Raw genomic sequence first — 14894 nt, 5'->3', positions numbered from 1 at the left:
AAGTCATTAGACCGTCAGCTAAAGCTCATTGGCGAGTTGATTTTTAGAAACCGAAAGGTAACGTAACGTCCTTAGCTTCTTAGAGGATCTAAAAGTTTTAGTTTTCCATTTCCTCACCTAGTCGAAGCTATACAAAGGCGGTCTCCCCGTGGTTCGTATTGGCAAGAATCTGCTGACAAATCCTTTTGCTACCTCTCGCAGCTCTCTGACCTGCACTTACAAGTGTGGTAATGCCTGTGCTGACGATGCTCCGAACGAGTTCTCGGACAACCAGTACTTCGGTGATGTTGCGAAGGAGGCGTTCTCCCAGCGCGCATTCTCCCGTCGCGCGGCACTGAAGGTCACTGGTGCTAGTGCTCTTGCGGTCGGCGGTGGCGCCGTGCTGGCCGCTTGCTCCTCTGATGATTCGGGCAGCGCCGCAGGTGGCTCCGACGCCTCCGGTACCGCTGCTGCCGGTGACGGTAGCAAGGGCGAATCGCCGGAGGGTATGCGTTTCGACGCCGTCAAGCCGAACACGGAAGACGCAGTCGTTATCCCGGACGGCTACGAGCAGAATGTTCTGATTCGCTGGGGCGACCCAATCCACGAGGGTGGCCCGGAGTTCGACTTTGACAAGCAGACTCCGGAAAACCAGCTGAAGCAGTTCGGCTTCAACAATGACTTCGCTGGCCTGATTAAGGCTGAAGACGGCACACTGCTGTACGTTTGCTCGCACGAGTACACCACCGAGCCGATGATGTTCCGTGCCTACAAGAAAGAAGATGCCACTAAGGAGCAGGTCGACATCGGACTGGCTGCCCACGGCCAGACCATCCTTGCTGTGGAAGAGGATGACAAGGGATTCCTGAAGCCAATTCTCAGCGACAAGCGTAACCGTCGCATCACTGGCTTCACCGAATTCACAGTTGACGGCCCGGCTGCTGGTCACGATCTGCTGAAGACCAAGGCTGACCCGACCGGTATGAAGGTCGAGGGAACTTTGAACAACTGCTCCGGTGGTGTTACTCCGTGGGGTACCTATCTGTCCGGTGAGGAGAACGTTGACCAGTACTTCGGCAACGTTGGCAAGCTCAAGGACGAGGACGCAGTTAAGAAGCTCAAGCGCTACTCGGTCAAGAATGAAGAGCTGTCCGACCGCGCGTGGGAGAAGTACTACGACCGCTTCGATGTCTCCAAGGAGCCGAATGAGCCGAACCGCTTCTTCTGGCTGGTAGAGATTGACCCATCTGACCCGAACTCCACCCCGGTCAAGCACACCGCAGTGGGCCGTTTCAAGCATGAAGCCGGTCAGATTTACGTCACCGACGACGGCACGGTCGTGTGCTACTCCGGCGACGACGAGCGTTTCGAATACATCTACAAGTTCGTCTCCTCCCGCAAGATTAAGGAAGGGGACCTCAAGCACAACATGGGCATTCTGTCCGAGGGCACGCTCTACGTCGGTAAGTTCAACGGTAATTCCGAGTCCGAGATTGACGGCTCCGGTGAGCTGCCGAAGGACGGCCGTTTCGACGGTGACATTGAGTGGCTTCCGCTGATGACCGCCAAGGCAGACGGCAAGCACGAGTCCCACGTTGATGGCATGACCGCTGAAGAGGTCTGCATCTACACTCGCATCGCCGGTGACAAGGTCGGTGCGACCCGCATGGACCGCCCGGAGGATATCGAGCCGTCTCCGAAGACCGGTAAGATCTACGCGGCGCTGACCAACAACAAGTACCGCGGTAAGGCTGGCGCGAAGGACGACAAGGGCAAGGAACGCAAGGATGGTGCAGGGCGCCCGCTCGCCGACGCCGTCGAGGTCGCACCGATTACCGAGAACAAGAATGGCCTTGTTCTGGAGATGGAAGATGACCACGCCGGTACCAAGGGCAAGTGGAACCTCCTGCTGGTCTGTGGTGACCCGAACGAGGCTTACACCTACTTCGGTGGCTTCGACAAGGAATCGGTCTCGCCAATTTCCTGCCCGGACAACGTCGCCTTTGACGAGTACGGCAACCTGTGGGTTTCCACCGACGGCAACGCCCTGGACTCCAACGACGGCCTTTTCGCCGTTGCCGTCGAAGGCGAGCGTCGTGGTGAGACCAAGTGCTTCCTGACTGTTCCGGTTGCTGCAGAGACCTGTGGTCCGCAGATCTTCTCCAACCGCGTGATGGTCAACGTCCAGCACCCGGGCGAAATCGAGACGGATCAGGGTCATCCAGTCGGCGACAACCCGGACCCGACCACCAACCCGACCTCGCACTGGCCGGACGGTGGCAAGGAGCAGCCACGCCCGGCCGTCGTTCAGGTTGTACGCACTGATGGCAAGAAGATTGGTGTGTAGGTTGCCCTTGGCAAGGAGCTAAGCAGAAACGCGCGGATTAGCGCGTAGACCTATCGCGGCGCGTCTCGAACGAAAATAATGTTCGACGGCGCGCCGCGACTGTATTCGGTAGAAAGTTAGTAATCGGGCGTTTACTTAGCGCCACCACACTATCGATGGGATTAATCCTAGTGAACAGCATTGTCATAATCGGCATCATCCTCGTTGTCATCGGGGTCATCGTCGTTGTTGTAGCGCGTCGGAATACTCAGGTTCCGGGTTCTGATCGGGAGCGCTTCGTCGATCCGCTGATGACTGATGAGTACCGTAAGTACGGTCCAACCTCTGTCGCGCCGGGCGCAATCCTGAATTACGGTGGTGCCTCCCATGTTGTGCGCGGATCCCTTGAGCTCTCTCAGGGGCCGTTCCGCTGGTGGGAACATCTCGTCGATGGTGGGGCGGATGGTTCTTGGTTTGGCGTTGAGGAAGATGAAGGTGAAGTCATCCTCACCTGGTGGCGCAAGCTTCCAGGCAGCTTCGAACCAACTAATCCCATCGTTGTCGACGGTGTGGAGTACTGGGAGGAGGAGCGGGGAACCGCCCGCTACACCGCGATTGGCACCACTGGGCTGCCGCCGGAGGGGGCTACGGACTTCGTCGACTACAAATCCGGTGACGGTCGCTTGCTCGGACTGGAACGCTACGGTGACTCGATGTGGGAAGCATCCACCGGTATTAGGATTCTCCCCGGTGAGATTGATGTCATGGCAGCGCCGGACCATAATCCGGACGCGGACAATCGCTAGTGGCGGTCGCTATGTCGCTGGCAATTCTAGATGTGCCGTTCAAAGACACTGCTGCGGAGCAACTCCGCATTGCTTTTGACGGCCAAGTCCCGGACACCCTCTGCGAGGCGGTTATCTCTCACCCCGACGGCACAACACCGCCGCTGACGCTCGGAGTCCTCGGAGCGTCGCATGTGGTTTTCGTCGGTAAGCGGGAGAACCCGTGCTTTACCGAGGAGATTTCCTGTACCGCGGCACACGGCGTGCCCCTGAGTGAGGCGGGAGTGATGGTGAAAGCTCGTGTGGAGAACCTCTCGCCAGAAGCCTTCGTTCAGCGCGCAGATGCTTTACGACGCGAGTTCGGTACAGGGCATCCTCATTCGGTTGTCGCAGAGTTCCCCGGTTCGCCCGGCGCGCTGACTGTGTTGGCTGCAGAGCCGATTGAGCAGGGGTATCGCTGGGATACGTGGCACGGCTACCCGCCGGGGCAGCTCGTGTGGACGTCGAATACTTGGACTGCCGTCGCTGGTAACCGTGGGGCCGAGGCAGACCGCGTAAAGGGAGGTTCCTGAGTCTATGGGACGCGGAAGTATTGGTTACGCACTGATCGTTGTCGGCATTGTGGTCACTCTGGCCGGTTTCTTCGTCGGCGGGAAATCTGCGGAAGAGAGGATTAGCGAGCGCTATCAGTCCGCGCCCGGCGCAGCATCTGCGACGCAGGTCAGCAGCGGAATTGATCGACGTTGGACCTGTGGCGACCGCGACCCCATTGAGGTGGGGCGTGAGCTGAAAGAAGAGATTAAGCCACAGGCTTACAACGAAGATGGCGGGGCAGCGTACCTGAGGACGAAGAAGCACCTGTTCATCGTTTCGCGTCAGACCCCTGAGGCAGGGTCAAAGGACACGTGCCTGATAACCAGAGAATCACTTAGTGGCCGCTATTCGGGTGGGCACTTCATCTATCTCGGCCCCGGTTTCGGTCCCTCCGCCCCCTCCGGCGGTTCGGGTGGATCGGCCGGATCATTCGGAGGAGCGAAATAAACATGGGACCAGTAACGTACATGGACACCACCGGGACGGCTATCCTCACGGCGCAGTCGGAGACATCGGAGCCAGCGCAGTCGGTCGTGGCCTCAACTGTGGGCGAGCATCTGGCCGTCGGAGTGCCGGCCACCGTCGGTTACTTCCTTGCGGGTGCCCTAGTGCTCGTAGTTGGATTCATTGTCCTTGATCTGATTACTCCTGGGAAACTGCGCGACCTGGTGTTTCTTGAAAACCGTGCGGGTGCCGCGATGATAGCGGGCTCACAGCAGATTGCGCTGGCCTGCATTGTCGTTTCGGTAATCCGCGCATCCGACGACGCTCTGATGATTGGTCTGGGGGAGACCCTCGTTTACGGTGCACTCGGCATTGTGTTGCAGGCAGCATCGCTGCTGGTGCTGGAAGCTCTGATTCCGGGGCGCTTCCGCGATGTCGTGATGGACGCGAAGGTACGCCCCCGAGCGGTGTTGGCCGCGACCACCTTCATTGTTATCGGTGTGATTAACGCGGTGGCGCTGTCATAAATGGAGACCACCACGACTTCCCGGCGCTGGCGGGCTCTCCTGCTGGGCTCTGTGGCGGCCTGTGCTGCCTGCGGCCTGGTCTATGAGCTGGCACTACTGGCGCTGTCGGCTTCTCTTGGCCGCGGCGACGTCGTTGCGAATTCCCTGATTGTGGCCGGTTATGTCGCAGCGCTGGGTTTTGGCGCCGTGGCGGCGAAGCCGTTTGTGCGCCGTGCCGCGGTGTCTTTCCTCGGTATCGAGTGTGCTTTGGGTTTGCTCGGCGGTGTGTCCGCAACCGCCCTGTACTGGATATTTTCGGTTACAGGTGAGAGCCTCGGAGCATTGGTCGCCGCCACTTTCATAATCGGAACGCTGGTTGGTGCCGAGGTGCCATTACTCATGACACTTCTGCAGACCGGCCGGACGTCCTCCGCCGAGGACACCGGTCGCGTGCTGGCGAATCTCAACGCTGCGGACTACTTCGGAGCCTTGGTCGGCGGTTTAATCTGGCCGTTTGTGCTCCTGCCTACGGTGGGCATGCTGAAGGCCACTGCCATCGCTGGACTGATTAACGTCACCGCGGCATTGATAATCGCCGCGCTGCTACTGAAGCAGATGTTGACCCGCCGGGCACTAGCCGCATCTGTCGCCGCCCTCGTCGCGGCACTGGTTGGGTTGGTAGCGTTACTGGCCGGAATCCGGGACATCGAGGCGACCGCCCGGCAGTCGCTCTACGCCCAGCCCATTGTTTTCGCCAAGCACTCGAAGTATCAGGACATCGTCGTCACTCGATTTGGCGGGGACCGGCGGCTTTATCTCGACGGGGGATTGCAGTACTCCAGTCGTGACGAGTACCGCTACACCGAGTCGCTGGTCTACCCGGCGGTGGATAAAGAAACGAAGTCGGCTTTGATCCTCGGCGGAGGCGATGGGTTGGCTGCCCGGGAGCTGCTGCGGATGCCCAACATCGAGCGCATTGTTCAGGTCGATTTGGATCCGGACGTCATCGAGGTCGCCCGCACTGTGCTGCGGGAGGACAACCGCGGCAGCCTGGACAATCCCCGAGTGGAGAAGATTGCTGCGGATGCATTCGCATGGCTCCACGAGCAGGCACGTGGTAAGGCGCAGGTGCAGAAGTTCGACGCCATCTATGCAGACCTTCCCGATCCCGACAACGCAGTGCTAGCCAAGCTCTACTCTCAGGAGTTCTACGAGTTGATCCGCACGGTGGCCGCGCCAGGCGCGAAGCTGGTGGTGCAGTCGGGTTCGCCGTTTTCGACGCCGCAGGCCTTCTGGCGCACCGACAGCTCGATTCGCGCCGCAGGCTGGTCGACCACTCCGTACCACGTGCATGTTCCCACCTTCGGGGACTGGGGGTTTGTACTCGCGCAGGCCGAGCCTGAGCCTCCTACGCTCGAGCTTTACGACGACGCCCCGCCGCTGAAATTCCTCACTCCTGATGTGGCCCGGGCTGCGACCGTGTTCGGTGCCGATAACGGTCCGCAACAATTGGAACCGTCGACACTTGCTCATCCTCGAATTGTGGAGGATATTCGTCGAGGTTGGCGGCAGGCAGGGGAGTAGCCCGCCGAGTATTTCGCAAAGGGGCGGGCGAGTAGCAGGTCGGCGGTGTAGTCGGCTAACCTTTATAGCCGTGACTGACGCGAAGAAGACCCCTGAAAACACCGCCACCGTTCCTGAGCAGCTGCGCATTCGCCGCGAGAAGCGTGACCGCCTGCTCGAGGCTGGAATTCAGCCGTACCCGGTTGAGGTTCCCCGTACTCACTCTCTCAAGGATGTCCGTGAAGAGTGGGGCCACCTCGAGGCTGGCGAGGAGACTCAGGATGTCGTGACCGTCATTGGTCGTGTCATGTTTATTCGTAACACCGGCAAGCTCTGCTTTGCCGCTCTGCAGGAGGGTGACGGCACGACCCTGCAGGCCATGCTCTCCAAGGCTGAGGTCGGCGAGGACGCCCTGGCTGCTTGGAAGTCGGACGTAGATATGGGCGACTTCGTCCTCATTACTGGCCGCGTAATTTCTTCGCGCCGCGGCGAGTTGTCTGTGATGGCTACCGAGTGGCAGATGGCCTCGAAGGCTCTGCGTCCGCTGCCGGTGTCGTTCGCTGATCTCTCCGAGGACAGCCGCGTGCGTCACCGCTACACGGACCTGATTATGCGTGAGCAGGCTCGTACTAACGCACTGACTCGCATCAAGGTCATCCGCGAGCTGCGCCACGCACTTGAGCGTCGCGGTTTCCTCGAGGTCGAAACCCCGATGCTGCAGACTCTGCACGGCGGTGCAGCTGCACGTCCGTTCGTGACTCATTCCAACGCTTTGGACATCGATCTCTACCTGCGTATCGCGCCGGAGCTTTTCCTCAAGCGCTGCGTCGTCGGCGGTATGGAGCGCGTTTTCGAGATCAATCGCAACTTCCGCAACGAGGGCATCGACTCCTCGCACAGCCCGGAGTTCGCGATGCTGGAGTACTACGAGGCATTCGGCACCTACGATGACTCCGCCCGCACCGTCCGCGAGGTCATTCAGGAAATCTGCGTCGCGGTCTTCGGTTCGACGACCGTCACGCTTGCCGACGGTACGGAGTTCGACTTCGGCGGCGAGTGGAAGCAGATTGAGATGTACCCGTCGCTGAACGAGGCACTTGCTCGCAAGTTCCCTGGTCAGCCGGAAGTCACTATTGGCTCGACCGTCGAGGAGCTAAAGGCAATCGCCGATGTGATTGGCCTTGAGGTTCCGGAGAAGGGCGGCTGGGGCCACGGCAAGCTGGTTGAGGAAATCTGGGAGCTGCTCTGTGAAGACCAGCTCGACGGTCCTATCTTTGTCCGCGACTTCCCGGTCGAGACCTCTCCGCTGACTCGTCAGCACCGCTCCAAGCCTGGCGTGACCGAGAAGTGGGATCTTTACGTCCGTGGCTTCGAGCTGGCTACCGGCTACTCCGAGCTGGTTGACCCGGTTGTCCAGCGTGAGCGCTTTGAGGATCAGGCGCGACTGGCCGCTGGCGGCGACGACGAGGCCATGGTTCTGGATGAGGACTTCCTGCACGCAATGGAGCAGGGCATGCCGCCGACGACCGGTGTGGGCATGGGCATTGACCGCCTGCTGATGGCCCTGACCGGCCTTGGCATTCGCGAAACCGTGCTGTTCCCGATCGTGAAGCCGGAAGCGTAAGCGACTGAATTCATGTGTAGTTATCCCGGTGTTATCACCGGGATTATTTTTATCCCGTAATTTCTTCACCCGTGAATTCGGTAAATGGGAATAAGAAAATTGATCGGCGATCCGTATTGCGCTTGGGAGCAGTAGCGGGTGCGGGGGCTGTAGCGGTTGCCGTCAATAGCGTCGGGACGCGAGCAGTTGCATCGGCGGCCCCGAACCAGTCGCCGTTTCCATTCACCGGGTTGACCAGCGGCCTTGTTGTGACGGACCTGGAAGTCGTGACCGTGACCGATACGTCGGTGACATTTTCGTGGGCGACGTATGCAGGCCCACATCCAGCGTGGGGGAAGCTGGCTCCACTGGCGCCGGCCGACACTGAAGTTGCGCTAGTGCCAGTCGATGCCGATGAGGGCGGCGAGCTACCCGTGGTACATAAGGACGAGACGCAGGTTGGCTTCCACTTTGTGACCGTCGATAAGCTGCGCCCTGGAACCACGTACCGTTTCGAATGCCGATCGAATGGGCTGGTCGCCGAGCCGGGATTAATTACCCGAAACCTCCCCAATACACCCGAGCAAACTGGACAGTTCACGACGTTGGTCGCTCCGGAAGGGGAGTACCTGACCACGATTGCCATCCTCAATGACACGCATATTGGCGAAAATGGGCATGGTATTATCACCGGCAATTTCCCCGCGCCTATCTTTTCTGAACCGGGTGCCGGACCGTACCCCGAGGTCATGCTGACAGCTGCTCTCGCCGAGCTGCGCGGGATGGGGATTGAAAAGGTTTTCGTCAACGGTGATGCCACGTCGGAAGCACGTCCGGCGGAGGTGCGTCGATTTGCCGAGATTATGAATACTTTTGGTGCTCAGGAGCGGCAGTGGTTTGTCACCCGCGGCAATCATGATCGTCCGCATAAGCCGGATGCCGATCCATCTGCTGGCTACGACGAATTCCCGGTTTTGGAGGGTACCGAGAATCATCGCGATCCCTTCGGTGTTCTCCTGGGGCGTCCGCGGCAGGAACTGTGGGTCACTCAGCAGGGGCCGATTCGGGTCATCGGTCTGGATTCATCGAAGTTGGATGAGTCCGGCGGCGAAATTAGCCCGGAACAGTTCGATGCACTGGAGCGGGAATTGCAGCGTGACCCCAGTAAGCCGACAGTTGTGCTGGCTCATCATCCAATTACCTCCGAGGCTGGTTGGACACATGCTGCCGGGCCCACCTTCATTCTCAACAGCGCTGATGCACGACGCTTGCAGCAGATGCTTAACGACGCTCCGGGTGTATTCTTCGCGGGGGCAGGTCACACCCACCGTGCAAAGCGTACTCGCGGTGATGTTGGGGCCGGCGTTGATTATTTGGAGACCGGCGCGTGCAAAGCATACCCCGGTGGCTACACACTGCTGCATGTCTACTCCGGTGGCTACCAGGTTAACTTTCACCGTTTGAGCAGCGAAGATGCGCTTGCGTGGACTGCGCGTGCCCGTTGGGCGATGTACGGTTTCGAGCCCGAGGCTCTGCTTGGTGAGCTCTCTGATCGCAACTACGTTGTTAACCGCGTTATCGCCTGACAAGTTAGAAGCCTGAAAGTTTTCTGTTACTTGGCAATGTTTTTTCAATTCTTGTGACAACGGTCACGTGATTGTTTTATTGTTATGCCAGTAATAGTTCTGACTCGAAAGGCCATGATCACATGAGCGAGAAGAAGAACCGCGAAGATTCGACTGTCGGCCGCAATAACCCTGGTCGCGACGCTATCGGAGCGGCAATGCGGTTCATCACGTCGATTACTGGTTCGGACTTCGCCCAGAAGTACGACCTTCAGCCAAAGATCGACCGCGTGGTGTACCAGTCCACCAAGTCTGGTTTTAAGACCCTTGGTGCCGCGAACCGTCAGTTTAAGAAGATTTCCGGTTCCGGTAAGCCGGAGCGTCCGGCTGAGGAAGCCCAGGCTGCACAGGAGGCCGCAGCCGAGGAGAAGGCAAAGAAGCTCTTCGACCTCACCCCGACCGAGGATCAGCAGATGATCGTCGAGACGGTTAAGGAGTTTGCTGAGTCTCGCTTGCGCGAGGCTGCTTACAAGTCCGACCACGAGGCAACTCCGCCGGAGAACCTCGTCTCTGAGGCTTCTGAGCTGGGCGTCACTATGATTAACGTCCCGGAGGCTTTCGAGGGCATCGCTACCGGCGAGGACGTCACCACCAACGCACTGGTCGCAGAGGCTCTGTCCTACGGTGACATGGGTCTGGCTCTGGCAGTGCTGGCTCCGGCCGGTGTCGCTGCCACCCTGACCGCTCACGGCTCCGACTCGCAGCAGAAGACCTACCTGCCGGCATTCGCTGGCGAGAACGTCCCGGCCGCCGCTGTTGTTCTCGCAGAGCCGCGCCCGCTTTTCGACGCACGCAAGCCTGAAACCACCGCAAAGCGCGAGGGCGATTCGCTGGTCCTCAACGGTGTTAAGTCCTTCGTTCCGAACGCCGGCGCAGCTGAGCTGTTCATCATCGGTGTTGAGCTCGAGGGTAAGCCGGCTCTGGTTATCGTTGAGTCCGACACTGAAGGTCTCCACGTTGAGGCTGACCCGTCCATGGGTCTGCGCGGTGCCGCAATGGGTCGCGTCATCCTGAAGGATGTCAAGGTTCCGGCTGAGAACATTCTCGGCGGCGCTAGCACCTCGGCTGCAGACCGTGAAGAGGCATACCTCGACATTCTGCGTCGTTCCCGCCTCGGCTGGGCAGCTCTTGCAATGGGTACTTCTCAGGCAGTTCTCGACTACGTCATTCCTTACGTCAATGAGCGTCAGGCATTCGGCGAGCCGATTTCCCACCGCCAGGCAGTGGCCTTCATGGTCGCCGACATCAAGATTGAGCTCGATGGTCTCCGCATGATTACCCTCCGCGGTGCTTCCCGCGCTGACCAGGGTCGCGGCTTCGCTCGCGAGGCAGCTCTGGCTAAGACCTTCGCCACTGAAAAGGGTATGAAGATTGGTTCCGACGGTGTGCAGCTGCTCGGCGGACACGGCTTCACCAAGGAGCACCCGGTTGAGCGTTGGTACCGTGACCTCCGCGCAATTGGTGTCGCCGAAGGCATCGTCGTTCTGTAAACCGCTAGATACTTCAGCCGAAAAGAATTAAGAGGAAAGAAAATGATTAACCTCGAACTGCCGAAGTTCCTCAAGGCGGGCGCGTCCCAGTCGCATCAGGCCGCCGCTGAGATCTTCCGACCGATTTCCCGTAAGTACGATCTCGCTGAGCACGAGTACCCGAAGGAACTCGACACCCTTGCCTCCATGATGGACGGCATGGCAGATGGTGGCCGTGGCTTCTCCGGTGCTTCTGGTGGACGTGGCGACGATAAGAAGCCGAAGCGCACCGGTGTAAAGAACGGTGGCAACATGGCTTCGCTGCTCAACGTTATTGAGACCTGCTGGGGTGACGTGGGTCTGACCCTGTCTCTGCCGTACCAGGGTCTGGGTAACGCAGCCATCGCAGCTGTTGCTACTGATGAGCAGCTGGAGGCTTTCGGTAAGACCTGGGCTTCCATGGCAATTACCGAGCCGTCCTTTGGTTCTGACTCCTCCGCAGTTTCCACCACCGCCAAGCTCGATGGTGATGAGTACGTCATCAACGGTGAGAAGATCTTCGTCACTGCTGGTGAGCGTTCCGACTCCGTCGTTGTGTGGGCGACCCTGGACAAGTCCAAGGGCCGTGCTGCCATCAAATCCTTCCTGGTGAAGAAGGGCACTCCGGGCTTCACCGTGGAGCGTCTGGAAGAGAAGCTGGGTATTCGTTCCTCGGATACTGCAGTGCTCCGCCTGGACAACGTCCGCGTTCCGAAGGAGAACCTGCTGGGTTCCCCGGACATTGATGTTAAGAAGTCCTTCGCCGGCGCAATGGCGACCTTCGACAACACTCGTCCGCTGGTTGCGGGTATGGCCATCGGTGTCTCCCGTGCTTCGCTGGAAGAGCTGCGTCGCATCCTGGAAGAGGCTGGCATCGAGATTGACTACGATGCACCGGCACACACCCAGAGCGCTGCTGCAGCTGAGTACCTGAAGCTGGAGTCCGATTGGGAGGCTGCATACCTCCTGGCTCTGCGCGCTGCGTGGATGGCTGACAACAAGCAGCCGAACACTCTGGAAGCTTCCGAGTGTAAGGCCAAGGCCGGCCGTGCAGGCACCGAGATTTGCCTCCGTGCCGTTCAGCTGGCAGGTACCTTCGGTTACTCTGAGCGTAACCTGCTGGAGAAGTGGTCCCGCGACGTCAAGATCCTGGACATCTTCGAAGGTACCCAGCAGATTCAGCAGCTGGTCGTTGCTCGCCGCACCCTGGGCCTGTCCTCCAAGGAACTGAAGTAGTTACAGTTTCAGAGCAATCTACATACTGGTGAGCCGGTAAAAGCTCACAAAGATGCTCAAGCCACATTTCTTAAAACACCGTCCTGCCATGACTTGGTAGGGCGGTGTTTTATTTTGCGCTGTTTTGGCCGTGTGTCTCTTGTCGTTGCGTTCCTATTTTTCTGAGATTAGAGGGAGAGTTCATCTAATTTTCATCTTTAGGTTCTAGGCTTATTGGACATGAGCATTTCCCGCCGGGCCTACCTATCTGTTGCAACTCTTGCTGCAAGTTCAATGGCCGTCGCGAAAACCTCGGGAGCGTACGGCCTGGAGTACGTCACGTCGGGTCTGGGGCTTACCCAGTCGGATTCCAAGTCGTGGCAGGTACTGGCTAGCGACTTGGAGGTCATCACTGTCACAGACACGTCAGTGGCATTTACATGGGCAACATATGCTCCGGGAGTGCAGACAGCGTATGGCTTCATTAAGCCGACCGTTCCTTCGGATGAGCGGGTGCTGCTTGGTCCTGCGGATTCAACGCAGTTAGAGCTCGTGCACGAGGGGTACTCAGAGTCGGGCTACCACCATGTGGTCATTGACGGGTTGGAGCCGGGACGGGAGTATCGCTTTGAGTGCTGGTCACACAACTGTCGCGCGGTTCCGTCGCTGAATATCACCATGAGCAAAACGGCACCGGAGAAGACAGGCGTCGTAAGCACTCTGCCAGCGCTGGAGGGTGCACATTTGGCGACGTTCGCGCTGACGAATGACACACACATTGGCAAGCCCAATCATGACGGCATTCGCATTGGCAACCTCGGTCTTTCCTCCGGTCCGGGAGAGCAGCCTTTTGCCTCTATGCAATTGCAGGGTCTGGTGGACACGGTAAAGGCTGCCGGGTTAGACACTCTCGTCATCAATGGCGATTGCACGGATAGCAACCGCCCTGAGGAGTATGACGAACTCATCAGGGTTTTGGATACTTTCGGTGAGTTTGGGAAAAACTGGTTTGTCACCCGTGGTAATCACGATGTGCACCCGCCCGGGCTACCCAATATCAATGGTTTCCGTGGACGCGGAATCCGCAAGGGCAAGACCGCGGTTCCGGATTACTTCAGCCAGCGTCTTGTGCCGACGCAGCAGCACTGGTCGACTCGCGTCGGCGAAGTGCGCCTCATCGGTGTTGATACCGCCGAGTTTGGTTATGCAGGTGGACGTATTAATGAGCGTCAGATGCGTGCATTGCGTGCCGAACTCGCAGACGATCCAGAGCGTCCGACAATTTTGTTTGCGCATCACCCGTTTACTCAGGATGCGGTGCGTTCGCATTTCGGTGGTGAGGCATTCATGGTCGAGGCGCAGCAGGCCAAGATTTTCCAGGAGATTCTGGCCGCCACGCCGGGTGCCAAAGGCGTGTTCGCTGGTCATACGCACCGCAGCCGCCGTGGTATCGCTGACTACGGGGATACGGACTTCTGTGAGCGGGGCGCGGCACTCGGCTATCCGGGTGGATACACGCAGATCCGAGTTCACACTGACGGTTACCAAATTAGCTACCACCGCACTACGACACCTCAGTCTCTGTCCTGGTCCACGAAGACTCGTTGGTCGATGTTCGGGTTGGAGCCAGAGTTTATGCTGGGAAAGATCTCCGATCGGAACTACGTCAATTTCTTCAAGAACAAAGTGCCGCTCTGAGCTAGTGCTAGCTTCAAGCAGGGTACGCTGGGCAACGCATAGTGTTAATGGAAAATACGTAGTGGCAAGTTCCGCTGTGGGCGTAGTCGCAAGCCGCCACGTTATTGGCCGAGCACAAGTGTGGCTCTGAAGTAATAAGGAATTTAGCGATGACCGACCAGTACAACCCGCGTTCGTCCTCCCCGCAGGATTGGGAGCAGGACGGTTATGCAACATCTGCCTGGGAGCAGCCGCAGGGCGGGGCCCAGGGCCAGTACCAGCCTCAGTACCAGTACCAAACGCAGGGGCCGAACCAGGGCGGTTACCCCCAGCAGTATCCGGCTTATCAGCAGGCTCCGGCACCTGAGCAGAAGAGCAACAACGGTCTGTACGTGGTCTTGGGCATCGTCGGTGTCGCACTTGCAGCGGTCGCCGGTATCGGTGGCGCGTACTACCTGAATAATTCCTCCGATAATTCCCCGCAGTCTCCCGATACGGTTGCGGCAGGGGACTCGTCGTCAAGCACTGCGTCCCCGGCGCCGGTGGAGACGCACACGGAAACCTATACCCAGACCGTCGAGCCAGAAACGACGAAGCAGCCGGAGAGCAGCGCTCCTACCACTACGCAGAGGGGAAATTTTGGTCTCCGCGCGTTCGGTATGGATCGCGATGATATCGACGCCAAAGGTTGGGTTGGCAGTACCGCTCGCTGCTCGGGTGGGGATTACGCGCGTGTGCTGGCGGAGACGTCGTCGGGCAAGGCTGTGATTTGCGAGAATTCCAATAACCGCCAGCAGCGCCATTACATCGGTGACTTCGGTGAGATTTCGGATAGTCCGGATGCATACACAGTAGATAGTTTCTCCGGGAACCGTGCTGTCGCAAAGAATGGTGGCTACACGTATACCGTCACTCCAAATGCGGTAACCGTGACCCAGGACGGCGAAGAAATTTTCCGTGAACCCGTCACGGACTACGGTGTTTTGAACGCAGGCTAATCAGCACTGGTTCTTTCTAGGACACGCAAAAAGGACGCGGTAACTTCCACAATGGAAGTTTCTACCGCGTC

General features: G+C 58.8%; 12 protein-coding genes. All 12 read left to right on the top strand.

Going from position 1 to position 14894, the window contains the following annotated elements; all coding sequences use genetic code 11:
- Positions 1 to 148: 148 nt before the first annotated feature.
- Positions 149 to 2326 carry a PhoX family phosphatase gene (locus tag CRD20_RS03900; protein ID WP_187404865.1) on the top strand — a complete coding sequence of 726 codons (2178 nt, stop codon included), beginning with the start codon at positions 149 to 151 and terminating at the stop codon, positions 2324 to 2326.
- A 170-nt stretch (positions 2327 to 2496) separates the two neighbouring features.
- Positions 2497 to 3111: a DUF4178 domain-containing protein gene (locus CRD20_RS03895; RefSeq protein ID WP_168157921.1), complete on the top strand. Its 615-nt coding sequence runs from the start codon at positions 2497 to 2499 to the stop codon at positions 3109 to 3111.
- 11 nt (positions 3112 to 3122) lie between these two features.
- The gene (locus tag CRD20_RS03890; RefSeq protein ID WP_083276370.1) at positions 3123 to 3662 is read left to right on the top strand and encodes a DUF2617 family protein; all 540 of its coding nucleotides are present in this window, start codon (positions 3123 to 3125) and stop codon (positions 3660 to 3662) included.
- 4 nt (positions 3663 to 3666) lie between these two features.
- Positions 3667 to 4131, top strand: coding sequence for a DUF4247 domain-containing protein (locus CRD20_RS03885; RefSeq protein WP_069358987.1), 465 nt, complete (start codon positions 3667 to 3669; stop codon positions 4129 to 4131).
- A gap of 2 nt (positions 4132 to 4133) precedes the next feature.
- Positions 4134 to 4655: a DUF350 domain-containing protein gene (locus tag CRD20_RS03880; protein ID WP_083276369.1), complete on the top strand. Its 522-nt coding sequence runs from the start codon at positions 4134 to 4136 to the stop codon at positions 4653 to 4655.
- Entirely contained in the window at positions 4656 to 6218 is a 1563-nt protein-coding gene (locus CRD20_RS03875; RefSeq protein ID WP_187404864.1) for a polyamine aminopropyltransferase, read from the top strand.
- 70 nt (positions 6219 to 6288) lie between these two features.
- A complete protein-coding gene (gene lysS / locus CRD20_RS03870) occupies positions 6289 to 7821 on the top strand; it encodes a lysine--tRNA ligase (RefSeq protein WP_187404863.1) in 1533 nt (510 codons plus the stop codon).
- Positions 7822 to 7892: 71 nt separating this feature from the next.
- A complete protein-coding gene (locus CRD20_RS03865; protein WP_187404862.1) occupies positions 7893 to 9386 on the top strand; it encodes a metallophosphoesterase in 1494 nt (497 codons plus the stop codon).
- A 122-nt stretch (positions 9387 to 9508) separates the two neighbouring features.
- Positions 9509 to 10915 carry an acyl-CoA dehydrogenase family protein gene (locus tag CRD20_RS03860; protein ID WP_048731769.1) on the top strand — a complete coding sequence of 469 codons (1407 nt, stop codon included), beginning with the start codon at positions 9509 to 9511 and terminating at the stop codon, positions 10913 to 10915.
- Between the two features lie 42 nt (positions 10916 to 10957).
- Positions 10958 to 12169, top strand: a complete 1212-nt coding sequence (locus CRD20_RS03855) for an acyl-CoA dehydrogenase family protein (protein ID WP_016421475.1) — start codon at positions 10958 to 10960, stop codon at positions 12167 to 12169.
- Between the two features lie 219 nt (positions 12170 to 12388).
- Positions 12389 to 13846 carry a metallophosphoesterase family protein gene (locus CRD20_RS03850; RefSeq protein WP_048731772.1) on the top strand — a complete coding sequence of 486 codons (1458 nt, stop codon included), beginning with the start codon at positions 12389 to 12391 and terminating at the stop codon, positions 13844 to 13846.
- Positions 13847 to 13995: 149 nt separating this feature from the next.
- A complete protein-coding gene (locus CRD20_RS11020; protein ID WP_070607477.1) occupies positions 13996 to 14823 on the top strand; it encodes a hypothetical protein in 828 nt (275 codons plus the stop codon).
- The last annotated feature ends 71 nt before the right edge of the window (positions 14824 to 14894 follow it).

The organism is Corynebacterium sp. LK33, assembly GCF_014334955.1.
GTDB lineage: Bacteria > Actinomycetota > Actinomycetes > Mycobacteriales > Mycobacteriaceae > Corynebacterium > Corynebacterium jeikeium_D.
This window is presented reverse-complemented; position numbering and strand designations above follow the sequence as displayed.

Coding starts and splice junctions, on each gene's coding strand:
- CRD20_RS03850 (WP_048731772.1), top strand. CDS start 12,389: ATGAGCATTTCCCGCCGGGCCTACCTATCTGTTGCAACTCTTGCTGCA.
- CRD20_RS03885 (WP_069358987.1), top strand. CDS start 3,667: ATGGGACGCGGAAGTATTGGTTACGCACTGATCGTTGTCGGCATTGTG.
- CRD20_RS11020 (WP_070607477.1), top strand. CDS start 13,996: ATGACCGACCAGTACAACCCGCGTTCGTCCTCCCCGCAGGATTGGGAG.
- CRD20_RS03875 (WP_187404864.1), top strand. CDS start 4,656: ATGGAGACCACCACGACTTCCCGGCGCTGGCGGGCTCTCCTGCTGGGC.
- CRD20_RS03855 (WP_016421475.1), top strand. CDS start 10,958: ATGATTAACCTCGAACTGCCGAAGTTCCTCAAGGCGGGCGCGTCCCAG.
- CRD20_RS03860 (WP_048731769.1), top strand. CDS start 9,509: ATGAGCGAGAAGAAGAACCGCGAAGATTCGACTGTCGGCCGCAATAAC.
- CRD20_RS03880 (WP_083276369.1), top strand. CDS start 4,134: ATGGGACCAGTAACGTACATGGACACCACCGGGACGGCTATCCTCACG.
- CRD20_RS03890 (WP_083276370.1), top strand. CDS start 3,123: ATGTCGCTGGCAATTCTAGATGTGCCGTTCAAAGACACTGCTGCGGAG.